At 49.1% G+C, this 17,156-nt stretch carries 12 protein-coding genes; 3 read left to right on the top strand and 9 right to left on the bottom strand.

Annotated features, from left to right (window positions below; translation table 11 throughout):
• On the bottom strand, positions 1-5,304 hold a 5,304-nt coding region (locus JHJ32_RS14025; protein ID WP_200121351.1), incomplete at its 3' end, for an invasin domain 3-containing protein.
• Positions 5,305-6,090: 786 nt separating this feature from the next.
• On the opposite strand from JHJ32_RS14025, the gene JHJ32_RS14020 reads away from it, so the two are divergent.
• A complete protein-coding gene (locus JHJ32_RS14020) occupies positions 6,091-8,607 on the top strand; it encodes a hypothetical protein (RefSeq protein ID WP_200121350.1) in 2,517 nt (838 codons plus the stop codon).
• A 12-nt stretch (positions 8,608-8,619) separates the two neighbouring features.
• Here JHJ32_RS14020 and JHJ32_RS14015 read toward each other — a convergent pair whose 3' ends face one another.
• From JHJ32_RS14015 to radC, 6 genes are all read right to left on the bottom strand, one after another.
• Entirely contained in the window at positions 8,620-9,204 is a 585-nt protein-coding gene (locus JHJ32_RS14015; RefSeq protein WP_233632659.1) for a hypothetical protein, read from the bottom strand.
• Positions 9,194-10,744, bottom strand: coding sequence for a ribonuclease Y (gene rny / locus JHJ32_RS14010; protein ID WP_200121349.1), 1,551 nt, complete (start codon positions 10,742-10,744; stop codon positions 9,194-9,196). Before rny ends, JHJ32_RS14015 begins: the two co-directional genes overlap by 11 nt.
• Before the next feature lie 424 nt (positions 10,745-11,168).
• Positions 11,169-11,459, bottom strand: coding sequence for a cell division protein ZapA (locus tag JHJ32_RS14005; RefSeq protein WP_079717831.1), 291 nt, complete (start codon positions 11,457-11,459; stop codon positions 11,169-11,171).
• 37 nt (positions 11,460-11,496) lie between these two features.
• The gene (locus JHJ32_RS14000) at positions 11,497-11,805 is read right to left on the bottom strand and encodes a hypothetical protein (protein WP_079717830.1); all 309 of its coding nucleotides are present in this window, start codon (positions 11,803-11,805) and stop codon (positions 11,497-11,499) included.
• A 70-nt stretch (positions 11,806-11,875) separates the two neighbouring features.
• Positions 11,876-14,275 (bottom strand): phenylalanine--tRNA ligase subunit beta, encoded by a 2,400-nt coding sequence (gene pheT, locus JHJ32_RS13995; protein ID WP_200121348.1) that lies wholly within the window; start codon positions 14,273-14,275, stop codon positions 11,876-11,878.
• A 118-nt stretch (positions 14,276-14,393) separates the two neighbouring features.
• A complete protein-coding gene (gene radC / locus JHJ32_RS13990) occupies positions 14,394-15,089 on the bottom strand; it encodes a DNA repair protein RadC (protein WP_079717828.1) in 696 nt (231 codons plus the stop codon).
• A 155-nt stretch (positions 15,090-15,244) separates the two neighbouring features.
• Here radC and JHJ32_RS13985 point away from each other — a divergent pair, with 155 nt between their 5' ends.
• Both JHJ32_RS13985 and JHJ32_RS13980 read left to right on the top strand, forming a co-directional pair.
• A complete protein-coding gene (locus JHJ32_RS13985; RefSeq protein WP_079717827.1) occupies positions 15,245-15,682 on the top strand; it encodes a peptidylprolyl isomerase in 438 nt (145 codons plus the stop codon).
• Positions 15,683-15,690: 8 nt separating this feature from the next.
• Positions 15,691-16,113 carry a DUF5606 domain-containing protein gene (locus JHJ32_RS13980; protein WP_200121347.1) on the top strand — a complete coding sequence of 141 codons (423 nt, stop codon included), beginning with the start codon at positions 15,691-15,693 and terminating at the stop codon, positions 16,111-16,113.
• A 69-nt stretch (positions 16,114-16,182) separates the two neighbouring features.
• Here the strand turns inward: JHJ32_RS13980 and JHJ32_RS13975 are convergent, their stop codons facing one another.
• Together JHJ32_RS13975 and JHJ32_RS23025 are read right to left on the bottom strand one after the other, a co-directional pair.
• Positions 16,183-16,578 (bottom strand): LytTR family DNA-binding domain-containing protein, encoded by a 396-nt coding sequence (locus JHJ32_RS13975; protein ID WP_079717825.1) that lies wholly within the window; start codon positions 16,576-16,578, stop codon positions 16,183-16,185.
• A 410-nt stretch (positions 16,579-16,988) separates the two neighbouring features.
• Positions 16,989-17,114, bottom strand: a complete 126-nt coding sequence (locus tag JHJ32_RS23025; protein WP_255539775.1) for a hypothetical protein — start codon at positions 17,112-17,114, stop codon at positions 16,989-16,991.
• Positions 17,115-17,156 lie beyond the last annotated feature (42 nt).

The raw sequence follows: 17,156 nt of genomic DNA, 5'->3' as shown, positions 1-17,156 counted from the left end.
ACCGTTGGTCACCGTCACGGTATATTCAAATGCTCCGCCAGCTACAGCCACCGCATCCGTGCCGTCGGCAGCAATTTTGGTAATGTTTCCATCCAAGCCGTAATCGCGATTCACGGGGATCGGATCCGTATCGTCGCTGTCATCCGGCGTATCCGTATCCGGATCCCGGTCAGGCCCCCAAACATCGATACCATTAGCCACTACTGCCGGCGCATTTGGAGCAACATCAGCCGTGACACGCAAGGTAATGGTGCCGTCCTGCGGAACTTGCGTTGTTACCGTTACGATGGCGCTGTTGCCGCTTCCTGAGACGGTGGCGTTGCCACTCGTAACCTCATAGGTTGTAATCGTTAACCCTTCGCTCGGCCGCTCGTTGAGCGGAATTTCCTTGCCTACTACGACCGGCGCAGGACCATCGTTGGTGATGGTGACCGTAAAGGTGGTACTTTCGCCGGCTGTCACGCCCGTGGCTTCGTCAGCCACCTTCGTGATACTGAGGTTGTTGGGTATGATAAAGGTAACCTCGGCTGGACTACCATCTGCGATGATCATGCCCTCAACAGTGGCCGTCACACTCGCAACACCTGCAAGCGTGCTGGTAAGCTGCAACCTGGCTTTCCCCTCGGTATCCGTTGTGATGGTTTCAGTGGTCCTCGTATTATCGACATGCGTGATGGTGAATATAACTTCCTTGTTCGTCACCGGAGTCGCCGCACCCGCATCAATGATCGTTGCCGTAACCTCATTATAATCGTTGCCATCGGCCCAGGCGTTATTCTTGGTTACTTCCAGGTAACTTTGCGCATACGACTCGCAGAAAGGGATCACGTGATAGATACTTACGTTCGGAGCGACACCTACGCCAGCGAGATCGCTTAAGCGGATGGCAATTTCATCGACATCGGTATCAAGCTCGACGGTCACCTCCACTGGATCGCTATCATTCAACAGGTCTACGATATTGGTTTCCACGAAGGCTTGTTCGAAGTCCCTGGTGGATACTTCTACACCGTCAAGGTAGCCAACTACCTCCAAGGTACTTAATAGCGCCGCATTCAGCGTACCAGTACCGACCTTCATCTTAATGCGGATCTGATCGCCTGCAGTAAGTACCCGGTCGAACTGGATATTCTGCTGTATGGACCCAAGCACATTCAATGTGCCGAGACTCAATGTAGAGGCACTCGAAGTGTTTTGGTCGATCGCCCAGAATGCATTTTGCACGCCGGCACCACCAAGGTTGAGCACGTCGAGACCCAGTCCGCTACCCTCGTAAGACGTTGAAAATGCTGCCGGGCATTCGAAGGTCGTTGGGGTATGGCACATGCCATAAACATCCAGATGCCCTTCGGACGACAAGACGCCTAACAACGCGGTTGTATGATCTTCAAGCCTTACCGATTGATACGCTACTGTTGGCCTAATCTCAAGATAATACCGACCTTTTGTATCCTGCACCAAGCGGATTTGGCCGTTTGCATCGTCAAACAGATCCCGGCTACTGCCTGAGACAACTTCATTGCCATTTTCATCGTTTACAATCACATTGAAGTAGTGGTCGCCCAAGGCGATACCGTTCAGCAGGCTATTGACTGCGTTGCCCAGCGAACCGGCGAGCAGCGCCTGCAGTACTTCATCTTCATATTCAATACGGATATACGACGACGTACCGGCGGGAACCACCGCGCTGAAACCCAGTTCGACATGTCCGGAGTATGCGCCAATACCAGCAACCAAACCCGCATCCGACCGAATCGTTGCATAGCTATTGTGGTTGCCATCCGTGAGGTTTTGGATATCGTCCACATTTTCGCCTTCGCCAACAATGACATCAGCGCAGACACTAAACGGCGGCTGTTCGAATTCCGGATCCGGGCATGCGTCCGATATCCGGTAGATGTTGTACAACCGAACCGGATTCCCGATACTTAAGCCGAGCACGGAACCTACCTCAAAACGGACACGATCGTACGTGATGCCTGCACCCGGTTCAAATTCGACGTTGACCCGGCCGCCAGAATTAAGCAAGCCGAGTAAATCCAACCCGTTGATCAATGCATTCTGGAACGTAGCGGAATACACTTCATCATTCCCATGATACAGGTATACCCGGTAAGCACCCAAGAGATCAACATTCAGCAATGTCTGCGGGACTTGCACGCGCAACCTTACCACGTCCGTAGCGGCGGTTATTACAGGCGTTTTGAAGTAAACATCCTGGTAGATAGCCGCGCCGACCGCGGCAGTGCCCAATGAAAGCTCCGAATAATTGGAGTTATTCTCATCTATTACGTAATGCGGATTGACTACGCCGGCCGGATTTGCTCCTTCAAACAAATTAAGCGAAAGGCCGGTTCCGTCGAAAGAGGTAAACGTTGCTTGCTCGCAAGGATCGAATACGGTTTCACGGCACATGCTATAGACATTCATGGTCGTCACCTCACCCAATCCTGCTACCGCGGTATTGTTTAACGTAATCCTCACTGATTGATATGGCACATCGGCGGTAAAGGCAATGTAATAACGGCCATGCTCATCCCGTACAATGCGGGCATTGTTGCTATTGAAGCCTCCTGCGCTGGACACTTCATAAATCTCGTTGCCGGCGGCATCCCGTACCGAGATGTCAAAGTAATGATTGCCGAATAATACGATACCACCCAAATCAGCTAGAATAGAACCAAGGCTACCGCCTACAAGCGCGTCGAGCAATTCTTCATCCGGCATATCAATGCGAACGTACGACGTTTCCAACGCCGGCACCGGCTGGTCATAGCCAAGCTCGATATACCCGCTGTACGACCCGCCGATGCCCAAGGCGATGCCTGAACCCGCCGATAGCGTCGCATACGTATCGATATGGCCATCAATGGCATTGTATGCAAAGTTGACATGCTCAAACGCGCCTAACTCAACACCGCAATCCGGACCGTTAAACGGTGATTCCGTCTGCGGATCGTTGGGTAGCGGCCTGGGGTCGGGGCAATCTGCACCAAAACGCTTGATGCTGTACACCCGAACGGGTGAATTCAATACATTTAATTCAACTAATGCGTTGATACCCACGGCAACGCGATCGAAAGCTACGCCGGGGCCAATTGGAATCGTCACGACATTGTCCGTGGTCAACAGTCCTAAGATATCCAATCCGGCAACCAAACCATCTTGCAATCGTTGGGAGTACACGAGATCGTCACCGTTGTATGCCCGTATTTCGATGTTATTTAACAACTGAACATTTAGCGTGCTTCCATTTTCGACGCCAAGCTTAATTTTAAAATAATCTGCAGGAGACGAAAGTGTATGGAAATCCACGAACTGGAAAATACTCGCGCCCACACCGGCCGCACCGATGCCAATTTCGGAAAAGGTTTCATCGTCCTCGACAGCGACGTTGTCATCGTCAATCGCCAAGTGCGCGTTTCTAACGCCGGCGCTACCTAACCCAAGCAAGTCAAGACTGATTCCGCCTGATTCGGAATAGGTGGCGAAGGCTTGTTCACAGTGCGCTGAGCCGGTTGACACACAGGCATGATAAACATTCATGTTGGCAATGCCTGCCAGGCCGACCGCTCCGGGATAATGTTCCGTAATCCGGATGCGATCGTAGGGCTGATCAGGAGTCACCGCAACATAATAATGGCCATATTTATCCTGAACTACTTTAACCGGCTGATTCAAGAAACCGTTATTCGAGGAAGCAGTCAAGAACGCAGGATTATCCCCATTTTTTACTTCAACGGTGAAGTAATGCTGGCCGAAAAGGGCACCCGTGACTCCACTTAGTAAATCGCCGATACTGCCGTCCAATAACCCTGACAAGATCTCGTTATCGAAATCAATGCGGACATACGTTGTGGTTCCGCCACTCTTCACCCCATCAAATCCCAGCTCGATGTGTCCGGTATAGCTTCCGATGCCGAGTACCAGCCCTGAGCCAGCTTCCAGCGTTGTGTAGGTGCCATTGTGTCCATCCACCGCATTGTAGGGGAAATTGGCATTTTCAAATGAATGTATATTGTCCGCACAATCTTTATTCGCATCAAGGAACATATGCCCATCATCGACGGGCGCCGGCGCACCCGGTTCCGGACAAGTAGCTCCATAGCGCTTCACATCATAAAGATGGATGGGCGCACTTCCTAATAAATTAACGTCGACAATCGCATTATAGCCAATGGTCACCCGGTCAAAGGCCACGCCGGGGCCAATATATATCGTGGCTGGCTGCCCACTTTGCAGCAACCCAAGGACATCCACACCGTTGACCAAGCCTCCGCTCAATCGCTTGGCATAGACCTCCTGACTACCTGCGAAAGCCTTAATTTCGATATTCCCAAGCAGCCGAGCATTTACTGCGGATCCGTTGGCGACGCCAAGCTTTATTCTCAAATAATCCCCGGGGGCGGAAAGCTCGTCGTAGTATATCGTCTGGTAAATTGAGTTGCCCAATCCAAGGCTGACACTTCCCGTACTGATTTGGGAATACGAATCCTCGTCGTCATCTATTGCGTTGCCGATATTCGTGGCCCCCGCACCGCTCTGCAAAATATTCAAGTTCAACCCTTCACCATCAAACGAGGTAAACTGCGCTTGCAGGCAATCCATCGCATCGTCATAATAAAACGCGTTATAGACATCCAACGTACGTTGGGCCCCAAGCCCCAATAACGACCCAGTCTGATTGGTTATCCGTATCCTGTCATAAGCAGCACCTGGACGTATCGCGATATAATAATTGCCCACCTTGTCGACCACCAGTTTGACCCTATCGGTACTGAAGCCCGACGCGCTGCTTCGCGACAAAACCGATGTACTGCCGTTTCTGGCATCGATGACAATCTCCTGATTGCCCAATAATACCGCGCCCAGCACCTGCCCCAATAATTCACCTAAACTTCCCCCCAATAACGCATTAAAAAGACTGTTATCACCTGCTATTCGCACATAAGACCATGAATCAGCCGGCAGGGTGTTTTCAAACTTCAGCTCGATTACCCCCGTATATGCACCTAAGCCTGCGGCCAGCCCGGGGCTGGCCAGCAGCCTGGCATAGTTGTCGTCATCAACCAGCGCATGGCCCTGATTTTCGACAGTAGGCGCATAACACGGCGTTAGACCTAGCGCACCGCACCCGATTGCCGAGACGACTCTATCCGGGCTGGTGTACGTCACATCATCAGCCAATTTTTTCGTCTGCCCCTTGGCCTCCCCAAGAGCGGAACACAGTATGGCAGCGAACGCGATGCAACTGAATAAAAAACGTGTAAAAGAAAGTTTCAGATAAGTAGATGATGCTTCCATTGGCTATGGGTTTATAATCATATAATGTTTTTCAAATTTTGATAATTAAGCACTGCTGCCACGCAGCTTTATTCGGACATCACACCGCTGGCGAGGCAATAATCTATTTTCGCCGGCATGCTGTATTCGAACACACTTGGCTTACTGCCGGTTACGGTATTCGAAATACCTTAATATGGTATGGTTCTTGCATTGCATAGTTGGTAGATGTTTTTTCATAGGTGTTTCCAACAGGCCACGCGCAGGAAATATTCCCATCCGTCCACGACTGTCGTTCAACACGCTCAAAGATAATTTGGCCAACTCGCCAAACCCCTGTTCACTGCATTCATATTATACGCCCCTGTTCATTTCATTCATATTATGATAGGCGCTAGGCAGACCACATCCTTATGGTTAAGTTTGCTTAACAGGAAACTAAGGCCTCGATCTGCAAGATTACAGGGCGTCGTTTTCCAGAATCGTCTACGTGATACCTGAAATAGTGATGTATTGTTAATGGCTCGGATTGGGCAATGGTCAGTTTGTTTAAATACGTTAAAGAGCAAAATTTACTACATTTTGGCAGATTATAACAACTAAGAAACTTTATGTTTGCCGAATGCTAAGCATACTACAGCTTTTCACCATTAACTAATTAATCAAGTTACTATGTAAATAGATTTTTATACACCAAATCGCTGCAACTAGCCACTTAACTTTAAAGAAACCTATACACCAACAAAAGGATTGACCGTCAGTGACTGATCAGGCTATTATTTTTAACCATCTACCATCTACCTTTACATGAAAGCATATTTACGGGCTTATTTTGATCAACTGAAAACGCTTGTATTGAACAAGTCCCAGATTACCCAGCTACTCCCCGCCGATTGTTACCGACTGGCATTGGATATCAAGGCAGTAACGAACAAGAGCGTCAGCGAAACCACCATAAAGCGTATATTTGGTTTCGCTTCGTCCATACACCGGCCCTCGGCCTATACCCTTAACGCATTGGCCGAATATTGCGGCTTCAGCGGTTGGGACGACTTTTACACCAATATGGAGCAATGTCAATTGCGGCTTTCGCCGTGCAAGACGTGGGATGAAGTTTCCCGCAACGCGACCAAAATCAGTTTATTTAACATTGAAAGCAATAAACACAAATGCGGAATCCCCTACCGCCAAACCATTGATCGGGAACACGTGGACATGTTCATGCAGCGCTTTCAGCAAAGTGAAGCGACTGCGGGCATTTTCAGCGGGCCCGCCGGATACGGGAAAACCGTATCCATATCCCGCTGGCTGGAAAGAAAAATCACCCAAAAGCCGGACTCCCAAGAACACGATAGCTACCTGTTTGTCAGCAGCCTGTCCCTGCTGCATAGCACCATCTTTGGATTTCATAGCAACAAATGGCTGGCTAATCTCCTCGGCTTCGACACCACCGATCTGCTTGAGCGTTTTATGGAAAACTACCAAGACGGCGCTCCCGGCAATTTCTATCTTATTATCGACGAATTACATTCTGACCTGGTAACAGACAAACAGTTTTCGAACACCATCGACCAACTCTCCGACATGGCTCAGCATTTTGCGCGATTCACTTGGTTCCGTGTTATTTTGGTCATGCGTACGTCTACGCTTTTTAAGTACAGAAACCTCTTTCAGGATACCATTGCCAATCTGCAGTGGTTTTCCATATTGAGCGGCACGCCGGCCGGCGAATCGGCTGATATGGGGGCCTTTTCCAATGCGGAATTGCATCAGCTTATCCGCAACATCAACGGGCGGGACAAGCCGCTGCGCCCACTGAATTTACGACATAAGAACCTCTTTCATGTGCCGCTATTTTTTCAATATTACTATGAACTAAACGGGGAAAACGCAGACCCGCGCGAAGCGACAGTTTTCGACGAATACCTTGTTGTTGCGCGATATCTAAAAAAGAAGGTGTTCAATGGTGTCAATTCCCTCGGAAAGCAAAGCCTGCTGGACGAGCTGGCCGCCTTAGTCGACGCGCACGACAGCACACTTCACGTCAATAAACGGCAAGCCTATGCCGTCATCAAACAACATCAGGCCGCTTACCAGGACCTGCTTTCGATTGGGGTATTGCAGGAGATTAACAGCAAGCACGAAGTCAGGCAGCAGGTGGCTATCCGGTTCCAATCAGAACGTATCGCCACGTATTTCATGGCACTCCAATGGTTCCATAGCTACAATGACACCGGGCAACTGCTTGATGCGTTGGATCGGTCCGCTTCCTCCAATAAAGTGAAGGTGGAGCAGCTGAAATGGCTATTGCTGTTTTATATCGAATCCGGAGACCTTGACCTGGTTAACCAGATTGAAAACATTCAGTTTCTCAATGATGACCGTTTTGAAATCATAGCGTTTATCTGCGATGGCATACATAAGCTGTCGTTCGCTCCTAACCAGCTCATCCGGGATCAGATAAACCTGGAGCTTTGCAACAGTGCGTTTGTCGAGTATGCACTGAGCTTCACCTGTTTCCAGCCCGAATACGAACCCAATGTTTCCAAGCTCCTGGATTTCAAGTTATCTGAAACCCACGAAATCATCCTTCGTAGCAAGCTTGCCTTCATTGCGATACTTAAATGGGAGGAAGACGCGTTCATGATGCAGTTCGAGCAACTCGCGGTGAAACCGCCGGAGGCCTTCGCCAGCTTTGTCATCAATCCGTTTGTGGTCCTCTCCTACTTATATCAATATTTCAAGGGAGAGCATGTCGACAAAGAAACCATCCATGAATTGGAAATGCTTTACCGCCGCCTGTCGAAGAGCGACGGATTGATTGCAAACCAGCTGTTTGACCTTTTGGTCTATACGTTGGCCAAGGTATCGCGCAAGATCAAATTTGCCCATGGCTATATTGACGTGCTTAGCAGGCGCCTTAACGAGGAAGCGCCCCGCAACGCGGCCGAATTGAACTTCACGAAGCTGATCTACGCGTTGTTTCTGACGGAATGCGGCGAGGTAGAGACCGCCAGCGCTTATGCTTCCCGATTGTCGACCAACTACCCGAATAACTTTGCATACCTTGTCATTTACAACATCTTTCTCATCCAATGGAAAAAGCTTAGGCGTGAAGAGGATTATCACAAGTTAGGACGGCAAACCGCTTCCATTTGCGAGGTCCGTGGCTTTAGGTTGCTGGAGTCTTATTGCTGGATGCTCATTTTGGACGAAAACCCCAAAGATGAGCCGCCGCATCTAGATCCTAACCTGGGGCTTCAATCGCCAATCTTTGACTACACGGCCCGTTTAAGCCGCTGCCAACAGCGGAGAATGGGGTAAATCCGCCTGCCGCTAATAGGGAATGTTTAACTTCCTGAATACAAAATGCCAGAGCCATATGGGGCCAAGTACGAGTAACCGCCAGAACGTATGGAACGGCGCCTGCGTCCGTTCCATACTTTTGCCAACGGATAAAGCGGCTAATGCAATCAGCAGTAAAACGGCACAGACCAACCAAACGGCGGGACCTCCAGCCTGCTCAACGTATTCAAGCTGCACAATAAAAAAGCTGAATACACCGACGGTAAGCAACGCTGCATAAGACAGCGTCGGGGCTAAGCGCAGGTAGTAGTAAATCATCGCTGCAATGAAGAAGGATCCCCAATTGAGGAACATGTCGTAGCCATGCTTCTTCAAAAATGCGATTTCGGGAAAAGGCACCATCCACACCATGCCCAGTACGGCGAACGAAAACAGGGGAATAGCCACCCATTGGATGATCCGGTTGGTAGGGTGTTGGTAGGCTTTGTCCAACACCTCGAAATATGTATCCACCTGCCGCCTGGGGTGCTCCGGTTTCGAACCCTTGCCCCCACGTCTCGGGGTTCCAGCTGCTGACCCGTGGCTTTTGACGCGCGACTTCGAACTATTTCGCATACGACACCGACCGTGTTTCGCGGATTACGGTTACCTTAATTTGCCCCGGATAGGTCATCTCCGTCTGAATACGGGTAGAAATATCGGCCGCCAGCAGCTCAGCCTGCGCATCCGATACGCGCTCGCTTTGCACCACTACACGCAACTCACGCCCTGCCTGGATCGCAAAGGTCTTTTCCACACCCGGGTAAGAAAGCGCCAGTTCTTCCAGCTCTTTAAGCCTTTTGATGTAGTTTTCCACCACTTCCCGGCGTGCGCCCGGCCGTGCGCCGGAGATGGCGTCGCAGGCTTGCACAATTGGCGAGATCAGCGATGTCATTTCTATCTCGTCGTGGTGAGCACCGATGGCATTGCATACGTCGGGGTGCTCTTTGTATTTCTCGGCCAGCTGCATCCCCAATATAGCGTGAGGCAATTCGGGATTGTCATCCGGCACTTTACCTATGTCGTGCAACAACCCGGCACGTTTGGCGTGTTTGACGTTGAGCCCCAATTCAGCAGCCATGGTCGCGCTGAAATTAGCGACCTCACGTGAGTGCTGTAAAAGGTTTTGCCCGTACGAAGAGCGGTAACGCATACGCCCCACCATACGAATCAACTCCGGATGGAGCCCATGTATACCCAGGTCAATCACCGTGCGCTCGCCGATTTCGACAATCTCGTCTTCAATCTGGTTCTTGGTTTTCGCAACAACCTCCTCGATGCGTGCGGGGTGTATGCGACCATCCGTCACAAGCCGGTGGAGCGCCAAGCGGGCGATTTCCCTGCGCACCGGGTCGAAGCCCGACAGGATAATAGCCTCGGGCGTATCATCCACGATGATTTCCACGCCCGTAGCCGCTTCCAACGCGCGAATATTCCGGCCTTCACGGCCGATGATGCGTCCCTTGATTTCGTCGTTTTCGATGTTGAAGATGGATACCGTATTTTCAATGGCACTCTCCGTGGCTGTACGCTGTATCGTTTGGATGACCACCTTTTTCGCTTCTTTGGTGGCCGTCAACTTAGCTTCATCCACGATATCTTTGATCTGGATGATCGCTTTCGAACGGGCCTCTTCTTTCAGGTTTTCAACCAATTGGTTTTTCGCCTCCTCAGCGGAAAGCCCGGCAATGGTCTCCAGATGCTTGATATGTTGCGCTTTCAGCTGCTCTACCTCTTCCTGCTTTTTCTCGTTGAGTTCGGTAAGCCGTTCCAGGTTTTTACGTGTATTTTCCAGCTCCTGTTTTTCCCGGTTCAGGTTTTCCAGCTTTTGGTTCAGCGACTGTTCTTTTTGTCTGATGTTGTTTTCACGTTGGTTAAGTGTGTTGTTCCGCTGGTTGGTTTCTTTCTCATGTTCTGCTTTAAGTTGCAGAAACTTCTCTTTGGCTTCCAGTAGCCGTTGTTTTTTGAGGTGCTCACCTGCCTGCTCAGCTTCCTTTAAGATTTTCTTTGCTTTGCTCTGTGCCGCTACCTCCTGCTTTTTAAACAAGAAACGCAGGGCAAACCGCCCTACCACTACTCCCGCAACAAAACCTACAATGATGTATATACTATCCATTAGCTATTCGTTTTTATTGATTTCATCTAATTATTATTCTTTTATTGGCCGATGGGCGCTCCATGTAAATCATGATGGTCCTACGTGTCAGTATTCGTTATATATCGGCTTCATTTTTAAGTACTCATTATCCTAATTTATCCTGTTGGCCACCCCTTCCGGTCATCGATCGCACCGCTGACCATCCATCGCGCCTGAGCGGATATGCATAAAAAAAACCGCAATTAAATTAATCAGGTCTCATGTATTATAAACTTCTTTACACAGGTTTTAGCGTATTGATCATGACCAGATGGCATCTGCAAAATGGTCTACATCTTGTTTACGCTTTGTGATATTGAAGCGTTAAGTTTAAAATAGTGAAACCCGAATTTAACTGCGGTAAATTCGTTGTTTTTTTAAGCTCTGAATCAGTATAAGAACGTTATCGGTTAAAGAACGTCGTCAGCATGCTATCCAGCTCATCAACAGCCCTTACGATCCCTACTTCACTTGCGTTTGATTTCCCTTCGGCTTTAAGCATACCTGTCGCATAATGAAGCACGCACATCGATAATAGGTCCTGTTTGTCTCTTACAGCATAATTCTCCTGAAATTCTTTAATCCTGTCGTTAATCAGTTTTGCTGCCCGCCGGATAACCTCTTCTTCTTCCATATCCACCCGCAAGGGGTAAATCCGATCCGCAATGTTTATTTTTATGGAAATTTCTCCCATGCTTGAGCTAATTCACTATACGCCACTTACCAACCAATCACCTGAGTAATTCGATACACTTATCTATTTCCCGCACAAAATCGTTAATTTTTTGTTTTGTGTCAAGTATTTTTTCATTTATTCCCGCTTTATCCACCTCCACTTCTTCCAACGATCGGGCCACTGCCAGTGCCTTTAGCTGCTCTTCCAGTTGTTTGTTTTTATTACCGCTGGTATCCAACGCAACCTTCAATGCCTGCAACTCCAGCTTCAGCATGTCATTCTCTGCTTGCAAAGATACGCATAAATCCAATAATTTACGCGTCTTCTCGACGACATTCTCCAGCTGTGCCGCTACTGATGACATATAGTTAACTCTTACTACGGATGTTTAAAAACTACAACTTACGAATTACGGACTTACGAATTACGGTCTGTTACTTTCTGACTTCTGCTCCAGTTTCTTTCTCAAAGTTATAAATTAATTTTTTAACTATTGCATCAATTTGTTTGTCATTAAGCGTTTTTTCTTCATCCTGCAAGATAAAATGAAGCGCATACGATTTTTTCCCTGCCGGCAATTTATCGCCTTTGTATACGTCAAACACGTTCATGCTCTTCAGCAATTTGCGCTCGGTTTTCTCGGCAATATTCTTCAGGGCGCCAAAGGTGACATCTTCATCTACCAATAGCGAAAGATCCCGCCGCACTGCAGGGAATTTGGACACCTCCCGGTAGGTAATTTTGTTTTTCCGGATGGCTTTAAGTACCTGTCCCCAATCAAACTCGGCATAAAACACTTCGCCCCCAACGTCGGCTTTTCGCAAATCAGTTTGGCTTACGGCGCCGAATGAAACAATAACCTTGCCCCCCCTTTCGTAGGCCAGTCCATACTGGTAATGGGCACCGGGCGCATCAACGACTTGCAGGCCACTGATATTTAGCCGTTTTAAAATACCGTCGACGCTTGCTTTTATGTGATAAAAGGACACCGGTTTGGCCACCTGGTTCCATTGTTCGGGCAACAGTTTACCGGTGATGGCCAATGCCAAGCGCGGTGTCTCCGCGTAACCATCGCCGGCGGTATGATACGAATGACCAAACTCAAAAAGCTTTAAATCGCTGAGTTTGCGTTTTTCATTATAAGCGATGGCTTCCAATGCCGAAAATAGCAGGTTCTGTCTCATGCAATCCAAGTCGGTACTCAACGGGTTCAACAGGCGGACGGCCGTAGCCGGATCATCCATGTAATCCATCTTTGTCAACGAGTTGGCCAGTATCTCACGGTACCCATTGCCAATAAGCAAATCAGCGATCTGGTTCTGCACGACCTCTTTATCCGGTTTAAGTGAGGTATTGAGCGAAGCCTTGATTTGCCGCTTAATCTCGATATTGTTGTATCCGTAGATACGGAGCACCTCTTCAATGATATCGACCTCGCGGGTCACATCCACTTTGTAAGGCGGTACCTCTACCGTCAGCACCCCGGCGGCCTCATTCCGCACGGTTATCCCCAAGGCCTCAATAATGGCCTTAATCGTTGTTTCAGGAATGGCTTTTCCAATAAGTCGCTGTACTTGGGCGTACCTCACGTCAACGGCAAACGGCGGTATGGGCGTTGGGTATATATCCGATATCGGCGTGGAAATCCGCCCTCCCGCTATTTCCGTAATAAGTAGCGCCGCCCTTTTTAGCGCAAAAACGGTAATATCGGGATCCGTTCCGCGTTCAAACCGGAAGGAAGCATCGGTTTTGAGCCCATGCCTTTTGGATGTCTTCCGTACAGACACTGCATCGAAATAGGCGCTTTCCAAAAAAACCTGCGTCGTGCTTTCAGTCACGCCTGAGTGGATACCGCCGAACACGCCTGCAATACACAACGGCTTATCGGCATCACATATCATCAGGTCTTCGGCATGCAACGTACGCGTTATCCCATCGAGGGTGACGAACGATTCGCCGGCTTTCGCACGGCGTACAATCACTTTGTTTCCCGACAGCTTACCGGCATCGAACGCATGCAGCGGCTGCCCCAGCTCATGCAACACATAATTGGTTGCATCGACGACGTTATTAATCGGGCGCACGCCGATGGCTTGCAGACGATCCTTGAGCCATTGCGGCGATTCGCCTACTTGTACCCCGCTGATGCTGACAGTGCTGTAGCGCGGGCAAACACCGCTATCTTCCACGACGACCGGCAGCGCCTCGGCACTGTGGTCTTCGGCAAATGCCGACACATCCGGAAGGTGATATCCTTCGCGCAAAAAGGCAGCGATATCGCGGGCAACCCCCAGGTGCGATGCAGCGTCAGCCCGGTTTGGGGTGAGGCCGATTTCAAAGACGTAGTCGTCCTGCACCGCAAAATATACGCTGGCGGGCACCCCTATCGGGGCATCGTTTGGAAGCACCATGATGCCTTCATGAGACGATCCCAGGCCGATTTCGTCTTCCGCGCAGATCATCCCTTCGGAAATTTCACCCCGGATTTTGGATTTATTGATTTTAAACGGTTCGCCAGCCGTGGGATAAACGGTTGTACCGACCGTGGCCACGACAACCCGCTGACTCACCGCCACGTTTGGCGCACCGCATACGATGTGCAGGGGCACCTCCCCTTTAATATCTACGGTCGTCACCCTCAACCGATCAGCATTCGGGTGCTGTTCGCAGGTTTTGACTTCCCCGATGACAAGCCCTTCAAGTCCGCCCGGTATGGGCTGTACCACTTCCAATGCTTCCACCTCAAGGCCAATATCGGTAAGGATGGCGGAAAGTTCGGCCGGCGTTTTATCTGTCTGTATGAAATCTTTGAGCCAGTTGTATGATATTTTCATCCTAAGTTTGGAATTTGTGCAAACTTAGATTTTTTTTCTTGTTTCTCAAACACGGTTACCGAACACGGCCGTCGCCGCCCACAGTCCCGGCTAACGGCCGGCCATCACCAGCTGTGGCCTAAAGCAGCCCATTATCCCGGAAACTGTAGTACCCCGAATTGGTGAAAATCACATGATCGTTTATGGAATAATCAAAGTATTTGGCTGCTTCTGTTAGTTTGTTGGTCAATTGCGTATCCATCGTACTGGGTTTCAAGGAACCTGAGGGGTGATTATGCGTAAGGACAAGGCTGGTGGCCCGATATTCCAACGCCAGGCGCAACACCTGCTTGATGTCTACCGGGGTAAAATCATTACCTCCCTTGCCGATAAGCTGTTTGGCGATCAGTTTGCAACCGCCCCCTAAAAACAACACCCAGAACTCTTCGTAGGGAAGGTCTTTATACACATGCTCCAGGTATTCGTACACCCGTCTACTGTTATTAAGCATCGGACGTTCTTCTTCCTTACGCCCCTTGCGCCTTCTGCCCAGTTCAAGGGCAGCGACAATGCTGATGGCTTTGGCCTCGCCTATTCCTTTGTAACGGCATAATTCGGATACCGAAAGCCTGGAGAGGTTATTCAGATCATTGCCCCGCTCATGCAGGATACGCCTGCACAGATCCACGGCTGATTCTGTCCGCGAACCACTACCGATAAGGATGGCCAACAGCTCCGCATCCGTAAGCGCTCGGCGCCCCTGTTCCAACAGCTTTTCACGCGGCCTGTCCGCTTCGGCCCACCTTTTAATTGTAACCCTTGATAACTTGTCCATAGTTGTGAAACGTTAAGGTGATTTAACAGCGATCAAAGATATAAAAACCCGTTTTGAACACCAACAAATTTACTATTTTTTTTAGCTAAATATTTTCAGCCTTCCGACTCCCGACTGAAAGCGCTATCTTTGTCGTCCAATTTTTAACGACAGAAATGAGCAAAGCTATTATTAAGACAGAAAAAGGCGATCTCACGGTGCAGTTTTACGATGCCGATGCGCCAGGCACGGTAGCCAACTTTTTAAAATTGGCGGAGTCCGGCTATTATGACGGGGTGACCTTCCACCGTGTTATACCCGACTTTGTCATCCAAGGGGGCGATCCGACCGGTACCGGCGCAGGCGGGCCGGGATATTCGATCAAATGCGAACTCAACGGCGGCAACCAATATCACGACAGAGGGGTGTTATCCATGGCCCACCGGGGCCGCGATACGGGTGGTTCCCAATTTTTTATTTGCCACAGCCGCACCAACACAGCTCACCTCGACGGGCATCATACATGCTTCGGCAAAGTGGTTGAAAATGTGGATGTAATAGATGACATCCGGCAAGGCGACAAAATTTTGGGAATCGATATTATCGAAAAATAACTTACAGGATGAATCTAAAAGCACTTGTTGCCGTCACGGGTAAACCCGGATTGTTTAAATTGATTGGCCAAAATAAAGGTGGCTTTGTGTTGGAAAGCCTTGACGACCAAAAGATAAAATCGGTGGTCAACCCGGCGACGACCAAATTGGCCACGCTTGAAGATATCACCGTGTTTGGCAGCGAAGACGAATTGAAGCTGACAGACATTCTCGAAAGAATGAAAACACACGGTGAAGTGCCCCATGCAAAATCGGATGGAAAGACTTTGCGCCAATTCTTCAGGGAAGTGGCTCCTGCCCATGATGAAGAACGCGTATATGCTTCGGACATCAAGAAAATCATCAACTGGTACCATATTATCAAGGAACTCCCTTTATTTAATGAGGAAGCTCAGCCAGTAGACGATGATGCCGCCGCTGACGGCATTTGACGCGCTTTGCCGCATCCCCCTTATGCCCGGCAGTCAGCTAACCGGGCATAAGGGGGATAATGAACGTGGCTAAACCGTTATCCGCTGCCGATAGTTAAAAAAGGTTTTCATGTGATCAAATTTCTCCAGCGCTGATGCCAAATCTTCCTTTTTGACAGGCTTAAGCAGGTAACCCAAGCTATTCTTCAGTGCAAACGCCTTAAGGGCATATTCTTCGTGGGACGTTAAAAAAAACACCGGACATTCTACAGCTATCCGGTCAAAGATTTCGAAACTATCGCCATCGGTCAATCCGATATCCATAATAATCAGATCCGGCTCAGTTGCATGTTCAGCAAGCCACTTTACAGAGGATTTCACGCTGTCTTTGACACCGATTATCCGCACATCAGGCCTCAACCTCTGCAATTGTTGCGATAGCATATACACCGCTAATTGTTCATCCTCGATAATTAGTACATTCATTAGCTAGTTTTTAATAGCGCATAAATCGCCTGCAAACCACGTGATATCACCCAACCCCATTGCTTACCCCGCCGCCGAAACGGCAGGTATAAAAAACATAATACGGCACCACAACCTTGACGAATAATCAATCGCCGCGGAAACAGAAATAAACCCATAAAATAATTGAACTTCGGTAGACGAATAATACGTTAAGTTCTGGGAGGTAAAGATAATGCAAATAGTATTGCCATGCAATAGTGAATAACCATTGAACAAATTGCATACCGTTTGTATCATGCCGGCAGAGGAGCGGCCGGAAGCCGCACTACAGGGCGGTTGCCATACACGGTATCACCGCAGCGACTATCAGAAGCCGCAAAACAGCCGCAATTTCAAACATCGGTTGGGACCCGTTTTGAAGATACGGCTTAGAATAAAAAGATAATCGCAGCCATGAGCACGATGCCAATAACTACCATAATCCAAAACATCCGGCTTTCTTTCGACGTGTCCGCCCCCTTGTACTGGTATTTCCGTTTATACTGATTCATCATAATTGAAACTAACAATTACTCCTTTTTATTGTTTGGATGCAA

This window comes from Parapedobacter sp. ISTM3 (assembly GCF_016533505.1).
Lineage (GTDB): Bacteria > Bacteroidota > Bacteroidia > Sphingobacteriales > Sphingobacteriaceae > Parapedobacter > Parapedobacter luteus.
This window is presented reverse-complemented; position numbering and strand designations above follow the sequence as displayed.